The organism is Nonomuraea sp. B19D2 (assembly GCF_040137845.1).
GTDB lineage: Bacteria > Actinomycetota > Actinomycetes > Streptosporangiales > Streptosporangiaceae > Nonomuraea.
Genome location: NZ_JBEFAK010000005.1, coordinates 380,354 through 399,113 on the forward strand (window position 1 = coordinate 380,354; position 18,760 = coordinate 399,113).

Below are 18,760 nucleotides of genomic sequence, written 5' to 3' on the forward strand. Positions count from 1 at the left end.
CCGCTCCTCAGGTGCTGCCCGACGCGAACGCCGTTCCGTATGCGATGCCCGTCACGGAAGGCACCGTCCCTTGCTCAGCCGGCGCCATCACGCGGCCCGCCCCGTCGCAGCAGTGCGGCCACGGTGGCGGCATCGGCCCTGTCCACGACGGCCATGACCGCCGCACCCACCACCAGCGCCACGAGAGCGGCCAGCACGGCGGCCCACACGTTCGGCCAGATGCCGCCGGCCCCGATCAGCCCCACCACGCCGGCTCCCGCCAGGTACCCCAGCAGGCCGCCGCCAAGCGCCGCGCCGGCGGCCCTGGGCAGCCCGGCCACGGCCCCGCTCCCTCGGGCACGGATCACGGAGCCCAGCAGGAGCGCCCCGCCCACACTCATGCCCACGCTCATGCCGAGCGCCATCCCCCCGATCCGCCACCCGTCGGGCAGCGCCAGCGCGAACACCACCTGCGCGACCATCGCCACCATCCACCCGGCCACGGTCCCGGTGGCCGCCGCCCGGCCGCGCCCGGCCGCGTACAGGACCCGGCTCAGGTGCGCGATGAGCCCGTATCCCACCAGCCCCGGCGCGAACAGCGCGATGGCACGGGCCAGCTCGTCCGCCGGGACCTCGGACTTGAACCCGAGGAACACCACGGCGCCGGGCCAGGACGCGGCGGCCAGCACGCCGGCCGCCAGCCCGGACACCAGCACCACGGCCCGCGTGGTGCGCGCCGCCAGCTCGGAGAACGCCTCCGGCTCGCCGGCCTGCGCGGCCAGCCGGGGAAAGGCGCTGGTGGCGATGGGCACGGCCAGCACCGCGTACGGCACCAGGTAGATCGCCCACGCGTAGTTGTAGACGGCGATGGCGCCGTTGCCGACCGCCTTGTTCGCCAGCACCAGCACCACGATCATGGCGGCCTGCTGGGCGAGGAGCGCGGCGATCCCGGCCACGGCGAGCCTGCGCACCTGGCCGGCCACCCCGTCGGGGAATCTCAGGGTGGGCCGCCACCGCAGCCCCAGCCGGGCCGTGGGCCCGATCACGGCCAGCACCAGCGACAGCACCCCCAGGCTCGTGCCTGCCGACAGCGCCAGCTCGGCCGGGCCCGGCAGCGTGGCAGGATCGGACGCTCCGCCGCTGAGCGGCACGAACAGCAGATAGGCCACGATGACCACGATGCTGGACACCAGCGGCGCGACCGCGGGCCCGGCGAAGCGCTTGTGCGCCTGCAGCACGCCATAGAGCACGACGGCGACGCCGTACAGGGGGATCTGGGGGGCGAAGACGACCAGCATCCGGGCGGCGACCGCCGTCACCGCCCCGACGTCCTCGCACCCGTCGATGGCCGTGCCGAAGAACAACCCGATGATCGGACCGGCGAACAGCGCGGTGAGCACGCCCAGCGGGACGAGCACCACGACGACCCAGGTCAGCAGCGCCGAGCCGATCCACCCGACCCGCTCCACCGAACGGCCGGCCGGGTGCGGACCGGTGACGCCCTCATCCGGAGCCGGCCTCCCCGGCGTGCGGGCGGCCGCCCCGGCCAGCACTGGGACGACCATCCCGGCCAGAGCGCCGCCGACGACCACCTCGAAGACGATGTTGGGAATCTGGTTGGCGGTCATGTAGGCCGTGGCGAGGCAGTTGGTGCCCACCGTCTGCGCGAAGGCATACTGCTTGGCGAAGCCGGCGATGCGCGCCAGCACGGTGATGGCTCCGATGAGCATGGCGCCGCCCGCGACCCCGCGCGCCGTCACCACAGCCACCCGGCCCCCTCAGCCCCGCTCCCGACCACGCTTACGCAGAACATCCTGGCAGGCCGTACCGACAAACGCGGGCTCACACAGGGTCGGCGGGACGGCGGCCGAGCATGTCGATGCGGTTGAGCACGGGGTTGCCCGCGATGACCTTGGTGAAGCTGACCTTCTCCGCGGCGGTGGTCAGCGCCACGACGGTGCCCAGCAGGACGTACCGGCCGGGCCTGCCCAGCTTGGTGACGGCGGCGAGCCCGAGCAGGGCACCCAGGGCGTTGGCGCCGGCGTCGCCGAGCATGGCGCGCTCACCGAGGTCCTCGGGCAGCAGCGCCGCGGCGGCCCCCAGTGGCACGGCGGCCAGCGCGGCGGCGGCGGGCGCGTCGCGGAAGAGGGAGGCGGCCAGCAGCGGCCCGCCCGTCAGGAGGCCCACTTTGATGGCCCGGCCGGGGCGCAGGTCGAAGAGGTTGGCGAGGTTCGCGGCGCCGGCGATGGCCGCGCCGTTGACCAGGATGTCGGCCGGTCCCTGGGAGACGAGGGCGGCTGCGCCGAGCCCTGTGGCGCCGATGCCGAGGATCTTGACGGCGCCGCTGGTGACCTCGCCCCGGGCGAGCGCGGTCAGGTGACCCTTGAAGCCTTTGGAGGACGTGGTGCCGTACAGGTCGTCGTACGCGCCGAGCGCGCCGCTGCCCCCGCCCACGACGAGCGCGGCCAGGCGCAGACGGCCCGGCAGGCCGGGCGCGAGCGCGGCCGCGGCGCCGGCCCCGGCCACGAACGCGGGGCCTTCGAGGAGTGTGATGGGCTCGCCGCGGTGGTTCTTGCGCGTCCAGCGGCCGGTCAGGTCGGCCGGGCGGTTGCGGGTGAACGCGGAGTACGCGACGCGGGCGGCTGCGGCGCCGATCGCGGCACCGGCGAGGGCGTAGAGCAGGCCACGGACCCGGGTGGCAGGCATGTCAGCTCCCTGACTGGGTGGTGGGTGACGGGGTGGCGGCCGGCACCGAGGGCAGCGGTGCGGAGATGCCCTTGCCGATGCCGTACTGGCCGGCGCGGCCGCTCATCTGCTCCCGGAGAGAGTAGACGATCGCGACGCGGCCTGCGGGCATGTCCGCGGTGTCGACCGCGGTGACGCGCTTGGCGATCTCGCTGTCGTCGCGCAGGGCGCCGATCGGATCGCCGGGGACGGCGGTGGCGGCGGCGATCCCGGCCAGCACCGTGCCCTTGCCCGCCACGTCGAGGCCGTTCGCCATGGAGACGAGCGCGCCCGCCTGGAGCTCGGCGTTCTCGCCCTCGTACGGCTTCTCCGGCGCGAACATGACGGCGAGCGTGGCCCGCTTGAGCGGGTCGCCTTCGGTGGTGAGCAGCCCGCCGGTCTCGAACGCGCTGACGACGTCGGCGGTGGCCGGGTTGGGGGTGCCCACCTGCGCCTGGTCGGTGGTGACGAAGGCGGCCGACAGCAGCGTGGCGGCCCTGTCCCAGGGGGTGGCCGTGGCGGGGAACATCATGTTGGCCGGTTTGAGCTGGTTGACCAGGCCGTCGAGCACGCCGGTGCCCTTGGGGTCGAGGAGCTTCTCCGTCAGCGCGACCCGCCCGGAGATCTGGGCGCCCGCCTGAGTGAGCACCTGCTGCGCGGCCTCGCGTACGGAGGTGCTGGAGCCGGGCGTCTCGACCAGGAGCACCCGCTGGCCCGTCAGGCCGCCCGCCACCAGGCTCGGCGTGATGGCGGCGATGACCGCGTCGTTGCTGGCCTCGCGGCCCTGGAGGGCGTCGAGCTGCGTTCGCAGGTCCTCTTTCGACTTGGTGAGCTGGGCGGCCACCTCCTGCGCCGACTTGACCGCCGGCTCCTGCAGCAGCGTGGTGCCCAGCACGATCCCCACCGCGAGCGCCAGGAAGATCGCGACGATGGAGACGAGGTGATAACGGAAATCGATCACGAGAAGAGTCCGACCAGCCAGAAGATGAACGCGTTCCAGGCATCTTGCAGTCCGTTCAGCCAGGTCTGGCCGATCGGCGAGAGGAAGAGCGCGACGCTCATCGTGATCAGCGCCGTGATCACGAGTAGCAGCAACTGCGGGGTGGAGATGCGGCTGCGGTAGAGCCTGCTCACGCCCTTGGCGTCGATGAGCTTGCTGCCGATGATCAGCCGGGTGAGAAAGGTGCTGGCCATGCCGGAGCGTCCCTTGTCGAGGAACTCCTCCAGCGTGCCGTGGGTGCCGACGGCGACGATCAGCTCGGCGCCCTTCTCGTCGGCCAGGAGCATCGCGATGTCCTCGCTGGTGCCGGTAGCGGGGAAGATCACCGCTTCGCGGCCGAGCTGGTGCACGCGCTCCAGGCCCGGCGCCCTGCCGTCGCGGTAGGCGTGCACGATCAGCTCGGCGCCACTGGTCAGGGCCTTGGTCGAGACCGAGTCGAAGTCGCCCACGATCACGTCGGGCAGGTAGCCGGCCTCCAGCAGCGCGTCGGCCCCGCCGTCGACGCCGATGAGGACGGGGCGGTATTCGCGGATGTAGGGGCGGAGGGTGGCGATGTCTTCCTTGTAGTGATATCCGCGCACCACGATGAGGACATGCCTGCCCTCCATGGGGGTGCGGATCTCAGGCACGCCCACTCCGTCGATGAGCAGCCTGCCCTCACCACGAACGTACTCCATCGTGTTGACGGCGAAAGCCTCGATCTGCACGGCGAGCCCGGCGCGGGCCTCGGCCATGGCCGCCTCGACGGCCTCGACGGTCTGCTCGTCACCCTTGCCGACGATGTCGTCCTCGAGATAGACGACGCCGTCGTTGACGCGGACGACGTCGCCGTCCTTGACCCGTTCGAACAGATCCCGGGTGGCGTTGTCGACGAACGGCACGCCCGCTTCGAGCAGGATCTGTGGCCCCATGTTGGGGTAACGGCCGCTGATGCCGCTGGCCACGTTGACTACGGCCGCGGCACCGCACGCGACGAGTGCCTCCGCGCTGACCCGGTCAACGTCGACGTGGTCGATAATCGCGATTTCCCCGGGCTGGAGACGCTTTGTCAGCCTCTTGGTACGCCGGTCGATTCTCGCCACTGCCGTTACACCGGGAAGGTCACCAACCTTCCTGCCGCGGAGGCCCGGCATCTTGCTCCCCGGAACCTTCATCAAGACCATCCTGCCAGAGCGAAACAGCGCGGAGGCCACGCATCACGCGGCGTGTCCGCTATGTCACTCAAGATCACCTGTCTGCCGCGGCCAGACCGAGTAGTTCCTCCGCGTGTGCCCGGCCCAGTTCGGAGTCCTCCAGACCGGCCAGCATGCGGGAGAGCTCGCGTACGCGGCCCTCGTGGTCGAGCGTGACCACCCCGCTGCGCACGACGCTGCCGTCGCTGGCCTTCTCGACCACCAGGTGCTGGTCGGCGAACGCGGCGACCTGCGGCAGGTGCGTGACCACGATGACCTGCGCGGTGCGGGCGAGCCTGGCCAGCCGGCGCCCGATCTCAACCGCTGCCTTGCCGCCCACACCGGCGTCGACCTCGTCGAACACGAACGTCGGCACCGGGTCCGCGCCGGCGAACACCACCTCGATCGCCAGCATGACGCGGCTCAGCTCGCCGCCGGAGGCGCCCTTGTTGAGCGGGAGGGGCGGCGCGGCGGGATGGGCGGCCATCCGCAGCTCCACCTCGTCGCGGCCCTCAGGACCGAAGTCCTCGCTCTGGCCGAGCTGGACGACGACTCTGGCGTGGGGCATGGCCAGCGCCGTCAGCTCCTCAGTCACCGCCTGGCCGAACCGCTCGGCGGCGGCCTGGCGGACCCCGGTGAGCTCGCCTGCCAGGTCGGTGAGCCGGGCGGTCAGCTCCTCGTGCTCGCGGGTCAGCTCCTCGATGCGCTCGTCGTCGCCCTCGAGCTCGGACAGCCGCGTGGCGGCCTGCTGCGCCCATGCCAGGACGCCCGCGCTGTCCTCCGCGTATTTCCGGATCAGCCCGGACAGCACCGACCGGCGTTCCTGCACGGCCGCCAGCCGCGCGGGGTCGGCCTCGACGGACTCCGCGTACGCCGCCAGATCGGTGGCCACGTCGGAGATGAGGTATCCGGCCTCGGCCAGCCGGTCGGCCACGGAGGCGAGCTGGGGGTCGAAGTCGCGCACGACCTCCACGGCCGCCCGCGCTTCGCCGAGCAGGGAGATCACGTCGTGCGGGCTGCCCGCCGCCTCCATCGGGTCGCCGAGCAACGCCGTGTGCGCGGTCGTGGCGGCGCTGCGCAGGGCGTCGGCGTGCGAGAGCCGCTCCTCCTCGCCGCGCAGCTCGGCGTCCTCGCCCGGCTTGGGGTCGACCTTCTCGATCTCCTCCAGGCCGAAGCGCAGCAGATCGGCCTCCTGCACCCGCTCCCTGGCTCTGGTGGTCAGCTCCTCGAGCAGCGCGCCGACCTGCTTGTGCCGTTTGTAGGCCTGAGAGTAGGCGCGCAGCGGCTTGACGAGCTCGTCACCCGCGTAGCGGTCGAGCGCGGCGCGCTGCCTGGCGGGCTGGAGCAGCCGCTGCTGGTCCATCTGCCCGTGCACCGCCACCAGGTCGTCGGCCAGGTAGGTCAGGGTGCCGACGGGCACCGTGCGCCCGCCGAGCCAAGCCCTCGACCTGCCCTCGGCCGAGACGGTGCGCGAGATGATCAGCTCGCCGTCCTCGACCTGGCCGCCGATGTCCTCCACCTGCTGGGAGACGCGCCCGCCCGGCTCGATGACCAGCGTGCCCTCGACGGAGGTGCGCTCGGCCCCAGGGCGGATGCGCGAAGGGTCGGCCCGGCCGCCGAACAGCAGCCCGAGCCCGGTGACGACCATCGTCTTGCCCGCGCCGGTCTCGCCGGTGACCACGTTGAAGCCCGGCGAAAGCTCGAGAACGGCCTCGTCGATGACGCCGAGCCCCTGGATGCGGACCTCCTCGACCCTTGGTCGCACTGCCCACTCCCGTTCACTGCCGTGTCCGATGGTCACACGCGTCGTTTCCGAACACCTGCGCCCATGTGATCCTACGCGCTCTCCCATCCATTGACTCAGGGTCGCACCCTTCCGCGCCAGCCCTGAACAGGAAGCTCGAACTTGGCGACCAGCCTGTCGGTGAACGGCGCTCCGGTGCTCTCCACGCCGTGCAGGCGGGCCAGGCGCACGGGATCGGCGCCCCTGCGCACCTCCACCCGAGAGCCCGACGGCAGCTCGAAGCGGCGGCGGCCGTCGCACCACAGGACGCCGCCCGGCGTGTCGGGCAGGATCTCGACGGCCAGCGTGGAGCGCGGGGAGACCACCAGCGGCCTGGCGAACAGCGCGTGCGCGCTGATGGGCACCATGAGCAGCGCATCCACCTCCGGCCATACGACGGGTCCGCCCGCCGAGAAAGCGTAGGCGGTCGAGCCGGTCGGAGTGGCGCAGATCACACCGTCGCAGCCCCACCGCGACAGCGGCCGGCCGTCGATCTCGGCGACCACTTCGAGCATGCGCTCCTGCTTCTCGACGGTGACCTCGTTGAGCGCCCACGTGTCGGCCAGCACCCGGCCGTTCAGCCTGGCGAGAACATCGATCGTCATGCGCTCCTCGACGTCGTAGCGGCCCGCCACGACGCTGTCGACCGCGGCCGCCAGGTCGGCGACCTCCGCCTCGGCCAGGAACCCGACATGCCCGAGATTGACCCCCAGCAGCGGCGTGCCGGCAGGCCTGGCCAGCTCGGCCGCGCGCAGCAGCGTGCCGTCGCCGCCGAGCACCATCATGACCTCGGCGTCCTTGACGGCACCCGGGTCTCCTGGCACCGACTCGACCCCGCGGCAGCCGATCTCGCCGAACTCCGACTCGAGCACCCTCACGGCGATCCCGGCGTCGACCAGCCGGTTGATGACCAGGCGGGCGCTCTCGACTGCGGCGTCACGCCCGGTGTGTACGGCGACCAGCACGGTCCGTTTCATTGCGGCCCTTCCGCGACGGCACGCTGGATCTCGGCTTCGAGGTCGGCAATCGGCGGCTCGCCCTCACCCTTGCCCAGCCAGAGCAGATATTCGACATTTCCCGACGGTCCCGGCAGCGGGCTCGCGGTCACGCCCCGCACGGTCAGCCCCAGCTCCCGGGCCTTCGCGGCAGCGTCACGCACGGCGCCCTTGCGCAGCTCGGGATCGCGTACGACGCCGCCTGCCCCCACGCGCTCCTTGCCCACCTCGAACTGCGGTTTGACGAGCATCACGAAGTCGGCCCGCGGCGCGGCGACCGAGGCCAGCGCAGGCAGCACCAGCCGCAACGAGATGAACGACAGGTCGCCGACGATCAGCGTGGGCGGCTCGCCGACCATGTCAGGGGTCAGGTCACGGACGTTGAGTCGCTCCATCACCGTCACCCGCTCGTCGGTGCGCAGCGACCAGGCGAGCTGGCCGTAGCCGACGTCCACGGCGAGCACGTGGGCGGCGCCCCGGCGCAGCAGCACGTCGGTGAAGCCGCCGGTGGAGGCGCCCGCGTCGAGGCAGCGCCGGCCCTCCACCCGCAGGCTCTCGAACGCCTCCAGCGCACCGAGCAGTTTGTGCGCTCCTCGCGAAACATAGTCGGGGCCCTCTTCCGAGGACGCGACGACGATGGCGGAGGCGGTGTCGACCTGGGTGGCGGGCTTGCGGGCCGGCTGGCCGCCGACGGTGACCCGGCCTGCCTCGATGAGCTGGCCGGCCTGCTCGCGCGACCTGGCCAGGCCGCGGCGTACCAGCTCGCTGTCGAGGCGGATCCTGCGGCTCACTGCTCTTCCACGGCGGCCAGTGTGGACTCGAGCCCGGAGAACGCCTCCTCGAAGACCTGCACATGCCCGCTCACCGGCAGCTCGCCCAGACGGCCCAGACCGGCCACGATGGCGTCGACCCGCTCGTCGCCGGTCTCCTCCTGCAGCTCACTCATGACTCGACCGTAACGCCTCCCGCGAGCGCCCGGGACCTCGGCAGGCGTGTCATTCGTTGAAGCTCATACGGTGGTGCTACTCATGTGGAACGCTACCCTCCGCAAAAGGAAGAAAGGATGCGCATCATGGCAAGCGTCGAGGAGTGCCGGTCGGCACTGGCCAAGCTCGTCGCCCAGTTCGACGAGATCGACGCGGAGGACCGCGCCAAACACGTGGTCGAGCGCACGGTCAGCTGCCGGGTCAGCGACCTCGACGTGATCTTCTACGGCCGGCTGCACCACGGAGGGCTCGACCCGTTCACGGAGCAGCCGCCGCCGGACGGCAAGCCGGCCGACGTCAAGCTCACGATCGCGAGCGACGACCTGATCGCGCTGGTGGACGGGGAGCTGGACCTGGCCAGGGCGCTGCTCGGCGGACGGGTGAAGATCGACGCCAGCTTCGGCGACCTGCTCCGCCTGCGCAAACTGCTCTGACTCCTTCGCCCTCTCGCGACCCCGAAATCGCACATCCACCCCCGCAACGCCCCACCTACCCCTACCTCCTCCAAGGACCCGCACCAGCCTCATCCATCCCACTGAACCCGATTGAGCCGCCACCCCGCCCAGTTATTTAATGCCTTCATTAACCATTAAGCGCTAGGCAAACCAAATGGGTCTGATCATCGAAGCAGATCAGTTGAGCCGCGCCTTCGGCGACCGCCTCGCCGTCGACTGTTCTTCTCGGGCGCTCTGGGCGGCGCGGTCGATCCGCGGGTGGTGGGCACGGGCGACTACATCGCGTTCTCGGTGCCGGGCATCATCGCCTTCACCGTGGTGGGCAACGGGGTGACGGCGGCGATGCCGCTGCTGTTCGACAAGGAGTCGGGCTATCTGGACAAGCTGCTCAGCATGCCCATCAGGCGTAGTTCGCTGATCGTGTCGCGGTTCGTGTTCCAGGTGGGGATGAACGCGGCCCAGGTGGTCGGGATCCTGCTGGTGGCGTTCGCCCTGGGCGTGCGGCCCGCGTCGGGGCTTCTGGGGTGTTGGCGATCCTGGTGGCGTCGGCGCTCGGCACATACGCGGACACGCACACACCAGGTCGCACGGACGCTCTCCTGACCTGATCGCCCTGCTCCGGCACGATGCCGCCATCCGCTCAACCGAGCCGATCCAGCACGGGCTTGACGGCGTCCTCCTCGATCCGCCCCGTACCAGCCACAGCCCAGGCCGCGTCACAGACCGCCCGCAACCCGTCGATCCGGCTCCCGTCACCGTCGAGGCGCAGAACGCCGTCCTGCCACCAGGCCCGCCAGCCTCCGCAAACCCCGTCCCGCACCTCGGGATACGGCAGGAGCAACGCGCGCAGGTCCACACCTACATAGGTGGGCCGATGCCGCGGACCCGCGGTCAGCACATCGACAGCCGTGGCCACCCCGGTCAGCACCAGCAGGCTGTCGACGCCCGCATTGGATGCCCCCTCGATATCGGTGTCCAGCCGATCCCCCACGACCAGCGGCCGGCGAGCCCCCGTACGGATCATGGACTCCCGATGCAGCGGCGGATCCGGCTTGCCCGCGTAAACCGGCTCGACCCCGGTGGCTGCGGCAATCACCCGGACCATCGCCCCGTTCCCCGGCAATTCCCCCCGCTGCGTAGGCATCGTGCTGTCCCCGTTGGAGGCCACGAACCACGCCCCCTGCCGAACGGCCAGCGCCCCTTCCGACAGCAGCCCGTACGACAAGCCGGGCGCGATCCCCTGCACCACGGCGACAGGCGACTCGGCAGCCGTCGAGACAGGCCGCAATCCTCGATCCCGTACGGCCAGCCGCAGCCCCGACCCGCCGACGACGAGCACGTTCGCCCCGGGCGGCACCCTCTCGGCGATCAGCCGGGCGGCCGCCTGCGCCGAGGTCACCACGTCACCGGCCGTTGCAGGCGCTCCGAGCTCACGCAGGTGCGTGGCGATGGCGGCAGGCGTGCGGGAGGCGTTGTTGGTGACGTACGCGAGCCGCACCCCTCGCCGTTGAGCCTCCTCCAACGCCGCCGGAGCCCCAGGAACCGCGTGACTGCCGAGGTAGACCACGCCGTCGAGGTCGAGCAGCAGGGTGTCATAGCCGTCGATCAGCACAGCGCCTCTCCCCGTTCGCCTTTCACACCGCGTGAGACTCTAGCGCCAGCCCTACAGCCATCTGCAGAAGGGCCGACCATCCACACACCTCACCTCAACTCCCACCCTGCCCCCAACCAAAGCCCAGCCGCTACGCTCACCCCGCCTACCGGGGACGCCCCGGCACCAGCCCGCGACCCAACTTGACCAACGTGCCAAAGGGTTTGCGCAACCACCGATACCCCCAGATCGCGTCTCTCAGCCCAGACGCCACCGCACGAACGCCCCCGCTTGAACCGGTCCCCACCGACCGGCCTCACGTCCCGACCCACACCCGTTCCCAACAAGGACGAGACCGACCGCAGAGAAGAAAGGACCAGCCCACCTACGTCATCGCGACACTCCCTGGCTACATTTCTCGGCGAGCCCGCAAGGTAGCGCGAACACTCTTCAAGGCCGAGACATAATGCCGCTCATCCGGACGCATGGCCACCGCGATGGCCAGCGGTTCCTGGGCGCCCTCCACATCCCCAGTCCGCCACAACGACAACCCCAGCCCAAAGTAGGCATAATCCTCAGCCGGATTAGCGTCCACGATCTGCCGGAAACTGGCCGCGGCCTCCGCGTACTGCCGTGAGTTGAACTGCGCCCGAGCCAACGCCTCCAGAATGCTGCGCGACTCCGGCTCAGCCGCGGCGGCGCGCTCCAGCAACGCGGCAGCGGCAGCCGGGCTGCCTTCCTTCAGCAACTTCACCCCACGCTGGTACCAATCGTAAACGCCACCCCTGGGAGCGCCCGAGTCGTCATCGTGAACGTTTCCATCGTGGGTCATGCGTGAGGACTCCTTCAGCGGTGAGCGGCGATCCCGCCCGCCCTGCTGCGGAACGGGCACGACTGCAACCAAGGGGCGACTTCCGGAAGGCACAAGCATTTATGGGAGCATGCCCGGTATGGGGACTCCTGAACTGCCGTTGCCGGATGGACTCGTGCTACGGCCCTTCCGAGGCGTACGTTTCGCTGTCGAAGATCCCGCCAAGGTGACCTCCCCACCGTACGACCTGATCTCCGACGCCGACGTCGACGCCCTCCTGGACTCCCATCCAAACAACGTCGTCCGCCTCATCCTTCCCCGCTCCCCTCGCGGCGACTCCCCAGCCCAGCGCCCGGCCACCCACCGGCAAGGGGAACCAGAGCCCTCGCTCAGCCGCCAAATCCCAACGGACACCACAACCAGCAGCAGCGCCTCAGCCGACGCCGAACCGGCCCCCAAGGCACAAGCCGCCCCTTCCCTGCCGAACGAGACAGCGGTCGAAAACCGCTACACCGGGGCCAGGGACACGCTGAGAGCCTGGCTCGACTCCGGCATCCTGGTACCGGACGAGGCGCCGGCGCTCTACGTGTACGAGCAGAGCGGGCCAGGTGTTCTGCAACGCGGCTTGATCGGCGACGTAGGCCTGGCCGACCCGGGGCAGCGCATCATCCTGCCCCACGAGGACGTCCTGCCGGGACCCATCGCCGACCGGCTCGCCCTCATGAGCACCACTCAGGCCAACCTCGAACCCATCTTCCTCCTCTACGACGGCGACCACGGCACGGCCACCCGCGTGGTGGACGAGGTGGCTTCGACGCGGCCTCCCCTCGTATCCGCACACACGGAAGACGGCCTCACGCACCACCTATGGGCGATCACGGACACGTCCGAAATCGATGCCATAAACGCCGACCTCCACAACCGCCAAGCTCTGATCGCCGACGGCCACCACCGGTACGCGACGTACCGCGTACTCCAACGCCAGGAGCACGCCACCCACCACCGCGCACAGACCAGACCACCAGTCCACACCGCCACCGGCGAACCCACACCACCCAGCCCCAGAGCCGCCACTCCACAAACGCCACCACGCACCACCACACCTGGGGCTGGCGCTGAGGACGCTGGTGCCCGCCTGCACCCCAATGCCGGCGCTGAGGACGCTGGTGCCCGCCTGGACGGCGATGCTGGCGGAGGCACCGCCGGTACTGATGGTGATAAGGGTGCTTTTGCGAGCCTGAGTGCCAGCGGTGTGATCGGAGGAGTCGGTGGCGCCGAGGACGCAGCAGCCGAACACACCGGCACCGTGACCTCCGGAATCGAGCACGCGGGGACCCAGACCACCCAATCCGGGACTGCCGGAGGCGGGAGCGCCGAAGGTGGAGGCGTCGGAGGCGGGGGTTGGTCTCCGGAGGACGCGGAGCCCGTCGTCGGACCGTGGGACTTCGGGTTGGCCCTGCTCGTCGACTCCACCGCGTACCCGCCCAACCTCCAGGCCATCCACCGCGTGATCCCCGACCTCCCCCTCGCCGAGGCGGCGGCCAAGGCCAAGGGCTCATGGCGTGTGCGCGACTTCGACGACCTGGCGCAGGGCTTGGCCGCGCTAGAGGAGGCCCCCGAACCGAGCTTCCTGCTCGCCGGTGAAGGCGGCGCGCACCTGCTCACCGACCCCGACCCGATGCAGCTCGCCCGCGCCATGCCGCCCGACCGCTCCGAGCGCTGGAACTCCCTCAACACCTCCATCCTTACGGAGTTCGTGCTGCCCAAGGTGTGGGGCATGCGTGACGACGAACAGGCCGTACGCGTCGTGCACCACGACACGGGCGCAGCAGTGCGGCTGGCCATCCGTACCGGCGGCACAGCAGTGCTCCTCAAGCCCCTCGCGGTCGAGGACGTGCTGGCCGTCGCCGCGGGCGGTGAACGAGTGCCCCGCAAATCCACCTCCTTCGGCCCAAAGCCCAGGACTGGCCTGGTCCTCCGTACGTTCGCCATCGACTGACCCAGCGCCCCGCACTCGGTGGGACGCGCGGTCCTCGCGATCACATCCATGCCTCCCGAACAGCACCGAAAACGCCACCTCCGCACCGTCACACCGGCGCCCCTGCCCACGAGGGAACGTTCACTCTCCGGACGGTCACATCCAGCGCCTTCCAACACACCAAGGCGGAGCGCCCTCCCCTGCCACGCTGGGCACGCGGGCGCCTTCAGCGACCACCTTCCGACGCCGTGCGCCTGGCGCGAGCGGTCCTCGATCTGCTGCCGTTCCACGCCGCAAGACCGGCCGCCAGCGTCGGGGTCAGCTTGCCGGTGCGAGGTAGGCCACCTGACGGGGGATCAGGGCGGTGAGGCTTCCGTTTGGGCTGAGGGTGGGGTCGTCCGGGAGGGCGTCGGGTTGGGGGAGGTCGGCTTCGTACGGTTTGGCGGAGCTCACTTCCACCTCGTATCGCCAGATCTTGGCTGCCGACGGGCCGAACACACGACAGCGGAAGGCCCCTGTCACCTCGATGTAGTCGCGCGGTTTGAGACGGCGGACTATGGCGGCCGTCTCCGGGTCGAAGGTGACGCACGGGATGCTGTCCGTCAGGGCGGCTCCGCGTCTGTGGCGACGGCGGCGCACAGTGATGCGCCACTTCGTCACGGTGTCGCCGCTGGGCATGGGGTGCTCTTCGACCGCCGCGGAGAGCCGGCCCACCAGCAAGACTTCGTTTCTGTCCACTGTTGTCCTCCTGTCGGTGCTCTGATGGAGATCACTCTCTACGATGGGGAGGAGTCCGGATCGGCTGGAACGCCGTTCTGGGGACAACGGCTGGACGCTCGGGAGTGCCTGTGGACAACATCACCGCGCTGGGCGGCGACGTCTATGAAATCGACACCAAAATGGCTGGATACACGGGCATCACCGCCGGTTATCTGATTCTGGGTGATCGGCCGTGCCTGGTGGAGACGGGTACATCGACCTCGGCGCCCGTGGTGCGTGATGCGCTCGCCTCGCTCGGTGTCGGACCAGAGGATCTGGCCACCGTCGTGGTGACCCACATTCATCTGGACCATGCAGGCGGGGTGGGCGACATCGCCAAGTTCTTCCCCTCCGCGCAGATCGTCGTACACGAGAAGGGCGCCCGCCACCTCGCTGATCCGTCACGGTTGATGGCCAGTGCACGGATGGTGTGGGGCGACAAGCTCGACACGCTTTTCGGCGAACTGTCCCCCACTGACGCTGAACGCATCGTCGCCCTCGGCGACACCGGGGCCATCGACCTTGGCAACGGACGTACGCTGAACAGCCATTACTCGCCCGGCCACGCGAAACATCACGTGGGGCTGATCGACTCCGCCACCGGCGATCTGTACGTCGGTGATGCGGCCGGTGTCTACCTGCCAGAAACAGGCGATCTCCGTCCCGCGACGCCTCCGCCGGACTTCGACCTGCAGACGGCGCTCGACTCGATCGCGTTGTTCGAGGGGCTTGGGCCGCAACGGCTGCTGTTCAGCCACTATGGGCCGGTTGACGCCGTGCGGGAGACTCTCGAACGGTCCGCGGAGGAGCTTCGCATCTGGGTGGATCTCACCAAGCAGGCCCATTCTGAGGGGATGGATCTGGACCACGCCGTGGCCATGGTCAGGGAGCGCACGAAGGAGCGTTACAGTGCGCCGGAGCCGGATGACGGCGATGGCGCGGGTGAGCAGCTGGAGATGTTGAGCGGTGCTCCGTCGAACGTGGCGGGGATTCTCCACTGGCTCAACCGCGTCTCACCGTAGCGGCCCGGCTCCCCGCCGTACCACAGTTCCGTTTGGGGAGCCGTCACCTTGCCGCCCCATATGTGTGGGACGGCTCAGCTCCGGCGCCGTCCCCGGGCGAGGGGTGCCGTGCGGAGCCCCACCCCGCGTCCCGCCATACCGGAACACCGCGATTACAGCGGTGCGGCAGCAACACGCCACGACGGCAGTGGTACCGCGGGGCGGCGGCAGGACGGCGGGGTAGTCCCAAGTACGGCGAGACGTGGGAGAGCCCCTCAGACGTCAGTCGTCGGTCTTGGGCTTGTCGTCCGAGGCGGAATCATCGCGCTCGTCGCGCTCGGCGAGCACGTCGCCGAAGTTCGGCTCGATGAACGCCGGGGTGATGCCCGGAGCCTGGACCTGTGCCGTTGCCTCTGGCGTGTCCCGCTCATCGGCCGGGCCCTCTGCGGCGCCGGCCGGGCCGGGCTGCTCGGGTCCTCCGTCCCGCACCTCGTCCGTGCTCACCTGCTCCGGCTCCCGATCGGGTACGGCAGCCGAATCCTCCTGATCAGGTGCTTCGGCCGGGCCCGCTCGCTCTGGCTCGGGGCCGTCGGACGGGTCCTCTGACCGCGGCTCTCGATCCAGTACATCGGCGGGCTCTTCCGCTGCGCCACCCTCCGAGACCGGCTCCTCCTCCAGGAGGTCGTCCGCTTCCGCACCCGTCTCATCGGCGTCGGCGTCGTCGAAGTCCTCCTCGACGTCCTCGATGACGGAACCGGTCAGCTCGGCGTACCGTTCCGCCGCGTCCGTCTCCCCGTCCTCGTCGAACGCCATCGCCCTGCCGAACCACTCCGCGGCCGCCTCCTGCTGCCCGGCATCGGCCAGCGCGTCCGCGTACGCGAACGCCAGCCGCGCCGACCACGGCCTGGGCTGCGGGTCCCGCAGCTCGGGAAGCCGCTGCAAGGTGATCACAGCGGCGTCGTGCTGGCCCAGGTCACGGCGGGCGCCGGACTCGACGATGGTCAGCTCGATGCGTCCGGCTCGGTCGAGTCGTTCGGCTTCCGGTGAACGTACGAGGTCGATCGCCCGCTCGGGGCGGCCGAGACCGCGTTCGCAGTCGGCCATGACCGGCAGGTACGCCTCCGAGCCCGTCATCCTCCTGGCCGCGCGCAGATCGCTCAGCGCCTCGGAGAAGTGCCCCGCGCGATAGGCGACGATGCCGGCGGCCTCGCGTACGACGCCGATCCTGGCCGCGAACCTGCGTGCCACCTTCGTGTGCTCGTGCGCCCGGTCGGGGTCGTCGTCCTCAAGCGCCCGCTCAGCGGCGACGAGGTGCCGGCCCACCAGCTCGGCGAGGTCGCCAGGAAGGGACCGCAGTTCCTCGCGGACTTCCTTGTCGAGCTCGTCCGCGGTGATGTCGAGCGGGACATCGGGCAACTTCTCGCGCTTGGGAGCCTCGTCCTCCCGGTCGGACCTGCCGTACCTGGCACGGGTGCCCGGGGAACTGGGGCGCTCCCCGCGGTCATCGCGCGAGAACGGGCGGCCGGGACCACCCTCACGCCGGGGACCGCGCTCGCCCTCACGACGGTCGCCATAACCGCCGCCACGACGCGGGCCTCCATCGCCCTCGCGTCGGCCGCTGTAGCCGCCCTCTCGGCGCGGGCCCCGGTCGTCACGGAATCCACCCTCGCGACGGTCCCCGTACCTGCCCTCGCGCCGATCGCCGTAGCCGCCCTCACGACGCGGGCCCCGGTCGTCACGGAATCCACCCTCGCGGCGCGGGCCACGATCGCCGTAGCCGCCCTCGCGACGCGGACCACGATCACCGTAGCCGCCTTCCCGACGAGGGCCGCGGTCGTCGCGTGAGAACGAGCGCGCGGGGCCACCCTCGCGCCGGTTGCCGTAGCCGCCCTCACGACGCGGACCACGATCATCCCGATCCCGGAACGAACGACGCTCGTCACCCTCACGGCGTGGACCCAGGTCATCACGGAATCCACCCTCGCGACGGTCCCCGTACCTGCCTTCACGCCGATCGCCGTAGCCGCCTTCCCGACGCGGACCACGATCACCGGAACCGCCTTCCCGACGCGGACCACGATCACCGGAACCGCCTTCCCGACGCGGACCACGATCACCGGAACCGCCTTCCCGACGCGGGCCACGATCGCCGTAGCCGCCTTCACGGCGCGGGCCTCGATCGTCACGGAACCCGCCCTCGCGACGGTCCCCATACCTGCCCTCGCGACGATCGCCATAGCCGCCCTCACGACGCGGACCACGATCATCCCGATCCGGGAACGAACGACGCTCGTCACCCTCACGGCGTGGACCCCGGTCATCACGGTCCCGATAGATACGACGATCGTCACCGCGAGGTCCGCGATCGTCCCCTTCGCGCCGAGGGCCACGGTTGTCCCGATATCCGCCCTCACGGCCCTGGCCACGATCACCGTAGCCGCCTTCACGGCGCGGGCCTCGATCGTCACGGAATCCGCCCTCACGACGGTCCCCATACCTGCCCTCGCGACGATCGCCATAGCCGCCCTCACGACGCGGACCACGATCATCCCGATCCCGGAACGAACGACGCTCGTCACCTTCTCGCCGGGAACCGCGATCGTCCCGATAGCCGTCGTCCCGCCGTGGCGCCCGGTCTCGCCCGTAGGAACGCGACCTGTCATCGGAACGGAACGGACGGTCACCGCCAGAGTCTCTCCCGCGAGAGCCGTACCCCCCGCTCCTGTCGCCTCCGCTGGAGCGCCTGTCCCCGTAGTCGCCGCGCCCGCGCTGTCCGCCGTCCGATCCGTTATCTCTGTTCACTTCTGGTCCATTTCGTTGGCTCACCCAGCGGACTCACAACGACGGTCCACCGTGGCTGGTCGCCGCCCGCCCACGGGCCTTACGCGACGAAGGCCACCCCTGGGGTGGCCCGGTATCTTCCAGCCTAGCAAGCCCAGGAACGTCCATGAGCCGGATGAAGGCGGCTTCCCCGGTGGCCGGCCGATTACAGCCTCGAGAACGTCGGTGTGGACGTCAGGCGAGGACTCTCGCAGTGTGAGAGGAAGGAAAAACAAAAAGAGGGCCACCCCGAAAGGTGGCCCTCTTCCATAAGAATTGTGCGGCGATGACCTACTCTCCCACACCCTCCCGAGTGCAGTACCATCGGCGCAGGGAAGCTTAACTTCCGGGTTCGGAATGTAACCGGGTGTTTCCTTCCCGCCATAACCGCCGCAACCCCGCGAAACAGCTGTTTGCTGTCTCAGAATTGCGTAGTGGACGCGAGCAAGAACAACTTCAAAAAAGTCTGCTTTGTGGTCAAGTCCTCGGCCTATTAGTACCGGTCAGCTCCACACGTTACCGTGCTTCCACCTCCGGCCTATCAACCCGGTCGTCTACCGGGAGCCTTACCCCCTCACGGGGTGGGAGACCTCATCTCAAGGCAAGCTTCCCGCTTAGATGCTTTCAGCGGTTATCCCTCCCGAACGTAGCCAACCAGCCGTGCACCTGGCGGTACAACTGGCACACCAGAGGTTCGTCCGTCCCG

Annotated in this window: 17 protein-coding genes and 2 rRNA genes; 5 read left to right on the forward strand and 14 right to left on the reverse strand. The window is 70.1% G+C overall.

The features are described 5' to 3' along the window. Window positions 1–74: 74 nt before the first annotated feature. From murJ to ABN273_RS13095, 8 genes are all read right to left on the reverse strand, one after another. Window positions 75–1,748 carry a murein biosynthesis integral membrane protein MurJ gene (murJ, locus tag ABN273_RS13060; protein ID WP_349448984.1) on the reverse strand — a complete coding sequence of 558 codons (1,674 nt, stop codon included), beginning with the start codon at window positions 1,746–1,748 and terminating at the stop codon, window positions 75–77. Window positions 1,749–1,821: 73 nt separating this feature from the next. Continuing rightward, entirely contained in the window at window positions 1,822–2,685 is an 864-nt protein-coding gene (locus ABN273_RS13065; protein ID WP_349448985.1) for a hypothetical protein, read from the reverse strand. Between the two features lies 1 nt (window position 2,686). Continuing rightward, on the reverse strand, window positions 2,687–3,664 hold the full coding sequence (locus ABN273_RS13070; protein WP_349448986.1) for a copper transporter: 978 nt from the start codon (window positions 3,662–3,664) through the stop codon (window positions 2,687–2,689). After that, complete coding sequence (gene steA, locus ABN273_RS13075) at window positions 3,661–4,857, reverse strand: putative cytokinetic ring protein SteA (protein WP_349448987.1); 1,197 nt, start codon at window positions 4,855–4,857, stop codon at window positions 3,661–3,663. The genes ABN273_RS13070 and steA overlap by 4 nt, the downstream gene beginning before the upstream one ends. A gap of 73 nt (window positions 4,858–4,930) precedes the next feature. After that, window positions 4,931–6,640, reverse strand: a complete 1,710-nt coding sequence (recN, locus tag ABN273_RS13080; RefSeq protein WP_349448988.1) for a DNA repair protein RecN — start codon at window positions 6,638–6,640, stop codon at window positions 4,931–4,933. Between the two features lie 95 nt (window positions 6,641–6,735). Next, on the reverse strand, window positions 6,736–7,635 hold the full coding sequence (locus ABN273_RS13085) for an NAD kinase (RefSeq protein ID WP_349448989.1): 900 nt from the start codon (window positions 7,633–7,635) through the stop codon (window positions 6,736–6,738). Beyond that, the gene (locus ABN273_RS13090; RefSeq protein ID WP_349448990.1) at window positions 7,632–8,444 is read right to left on the reverse strand and encodes a TlyA family RNA methyltransferase; all 813 of its coding nucleotides are present in this window, start codon (window positions 8,442–8,444) and stop codon (window positions 7,632–7,634) included. The genes ABN273_RS13085 and ABN273_RS13090 overlap by 4 nt, the downstream gene beginning before the upstream one ends. Next, window positions 8,441–8,599, reverse strand: coding sequence for a hypothetical protein (locus ABN273_RS13095; protein ID WP_349448991.1), 159 nt, complete (start codon window positions 8,597–8,599; stop codon window positions 8,441–8,443). Before ABN273_RS13095 ends, ABN273_RS13090 begins: the two co-directional genes overlap by 4 nt. A gap of 126 nt (window positions 8,600–8,725) precedes the next feature. On the opposite strand from ABN273_RS13095, the gene ABN273_RS13100 reads away from it, so the two are divergent. Further along, complete coding sequence (locus ABN273_RS13100; RefSeq protein ID WP_349448992.1) at window positions 8,726–9,073, forward strand: SCP2 sterol-binding domain-containing protein; 348 nt, start codon at window positions 8,726–8,728, stop codon at window positions 9,071–9,073. Between the two features lie 279 nt (window positions 9,074–9,352). Beyond that, window positions 9,353–9,697, forward strand: a complete 345-nt coding sequence (locus ABN273_RS13105) for an ABC transporter permease (protein ID WP_349448993.1) — start codon at window positions 9,353–9,355, stop codon at window positions 9,695–9,697. 37 nt (window positions 9,698–9,734) lie between these two features. Here ABN273_RS13105 and ABN273_RS13110 read toward each other — a convergent pair whose 3' ends face one another. Continuing rightward, on the reverse strand, window positions 9,735–10,706 hold the full coding sequence (locus tag ABN273_RS13110; RefSeq protein WP_349448994.1) for an HAD-IIA family hydrolase: 972 nt from the start codon (window positions 10,704–10,706) through the stop codon (window positions 9,735–9,737). Window positions 10,707–11,094: 388 nt separating this feature from the next. Beyond that, window positions 11,095–11,517: a tetratricopeptide repeat protein gene (locus tag ABN273_RS13115; RefSeq protein ID WP_349448995.1), complete on the reverse strand. Its 423-nt coding sequence runs from the start codon at window positions 11,515–11,517 to the stop codon at window positions 11,095–11,097. Window positions 11,518–11,635: 118 nt separating this feature from the next. Between ABN273_RS13115 and ABN273_RS13120 the strand changes: the two genes are divergently transcribed. Continuing rightward, on the forward strand, window positions 11,636–13,495 hold the full coding sequence (locus ABN273_RS13120) for a DUF1015 family protein (protein WP_502911011.1): 1,860 nt from the start codon (window positions 11,636–11,638) through the stop codon (window positions 13,493–13,495). A gap of 297 nt (window positions 13,496–13,792) precedes the next feature. Here ABN273_RS13120 and ABN273_RS13125 read toward each other — a convergent pair whose 3' ends face one another. Then, window positions 13,793–14,212, reverse strand: a complete 420-nt coding sequence (locus ABN273_RS13125) for a single-stranded DNA-binding protein (RefSeq protein ID WP_349448997.1) — start codon at window positions 14,210–14,212, stop codon at window positions 13,793–13,795. A gap of 110 nt (window positions 14,213–14,322) precedes the next feature. Here ABN273_RS13125 and ABN273_RS13130 point away from each other — a divergent pair, with 110 nt between their 5' ends. Next, a complete protein-coding gene (locus tag ABN273_RS13130; RefSeq protein ID WP_349448998.1) occupies window positions 14,323–15,255 on the forward strand; it encodes an MBL fold metallo-hydrolase in 933 nt (310 codons plus the stop codon). 261 nt (window positions 15,256–15,516) lie between these two features. Here the strand turns inward: ABN273_RS13130 and ABN273_RS13135 are convergent, their stop codons facing one another. Continuing rightward, window positions 15,517–16,482, reverse strand: a complete 966-nt coding sequence (locus ABN273_RS13135) for a prolipoprotein diacylglyceryl transferase (RefSeq protein ID WP_349448999.1) — start codon at window positions 16,480–16,482, stop codon at window positions 15,517–15,519. Window positions 16,483–16,494: 12 nt separating this feature from the next. Here ABN273_RS13135 and ABN273_RS13140 point away from each other — a divergent pair, with 12 nt between their 5' ends. Continuing rightward, window positions 16,495–17,079 carry a hypothetical protein gene (locus ABN273_RS13140; protein WP_349449000.1) on the forward strand — a complete coding sequence of 195 codons (585 nt, stop codon included), beginning with the start codon at window positions 16,495–16,497 and terminating at the stop codon, window positions 17,077–17,079. Between the two features lie 1,253 nt (window positions 17,080–18,332). On the opposite strand, the gene rrf is transcribed toward ABN273_RS13140, so the two are convergent. After that, window positions 18,333–18,449 (reverse strand): 5S ribosomal RNA (gene rrf / locus ABN273_RS13145). Between the two features lie 78 nt (window positions 18,450–18,527). Next, window positions 18,528–18,760: ribosomal RNA gene (locus tag ABN273_RS13150) — 23S ribosomal RNA — on the reverse strand; the annotation flags it as partial.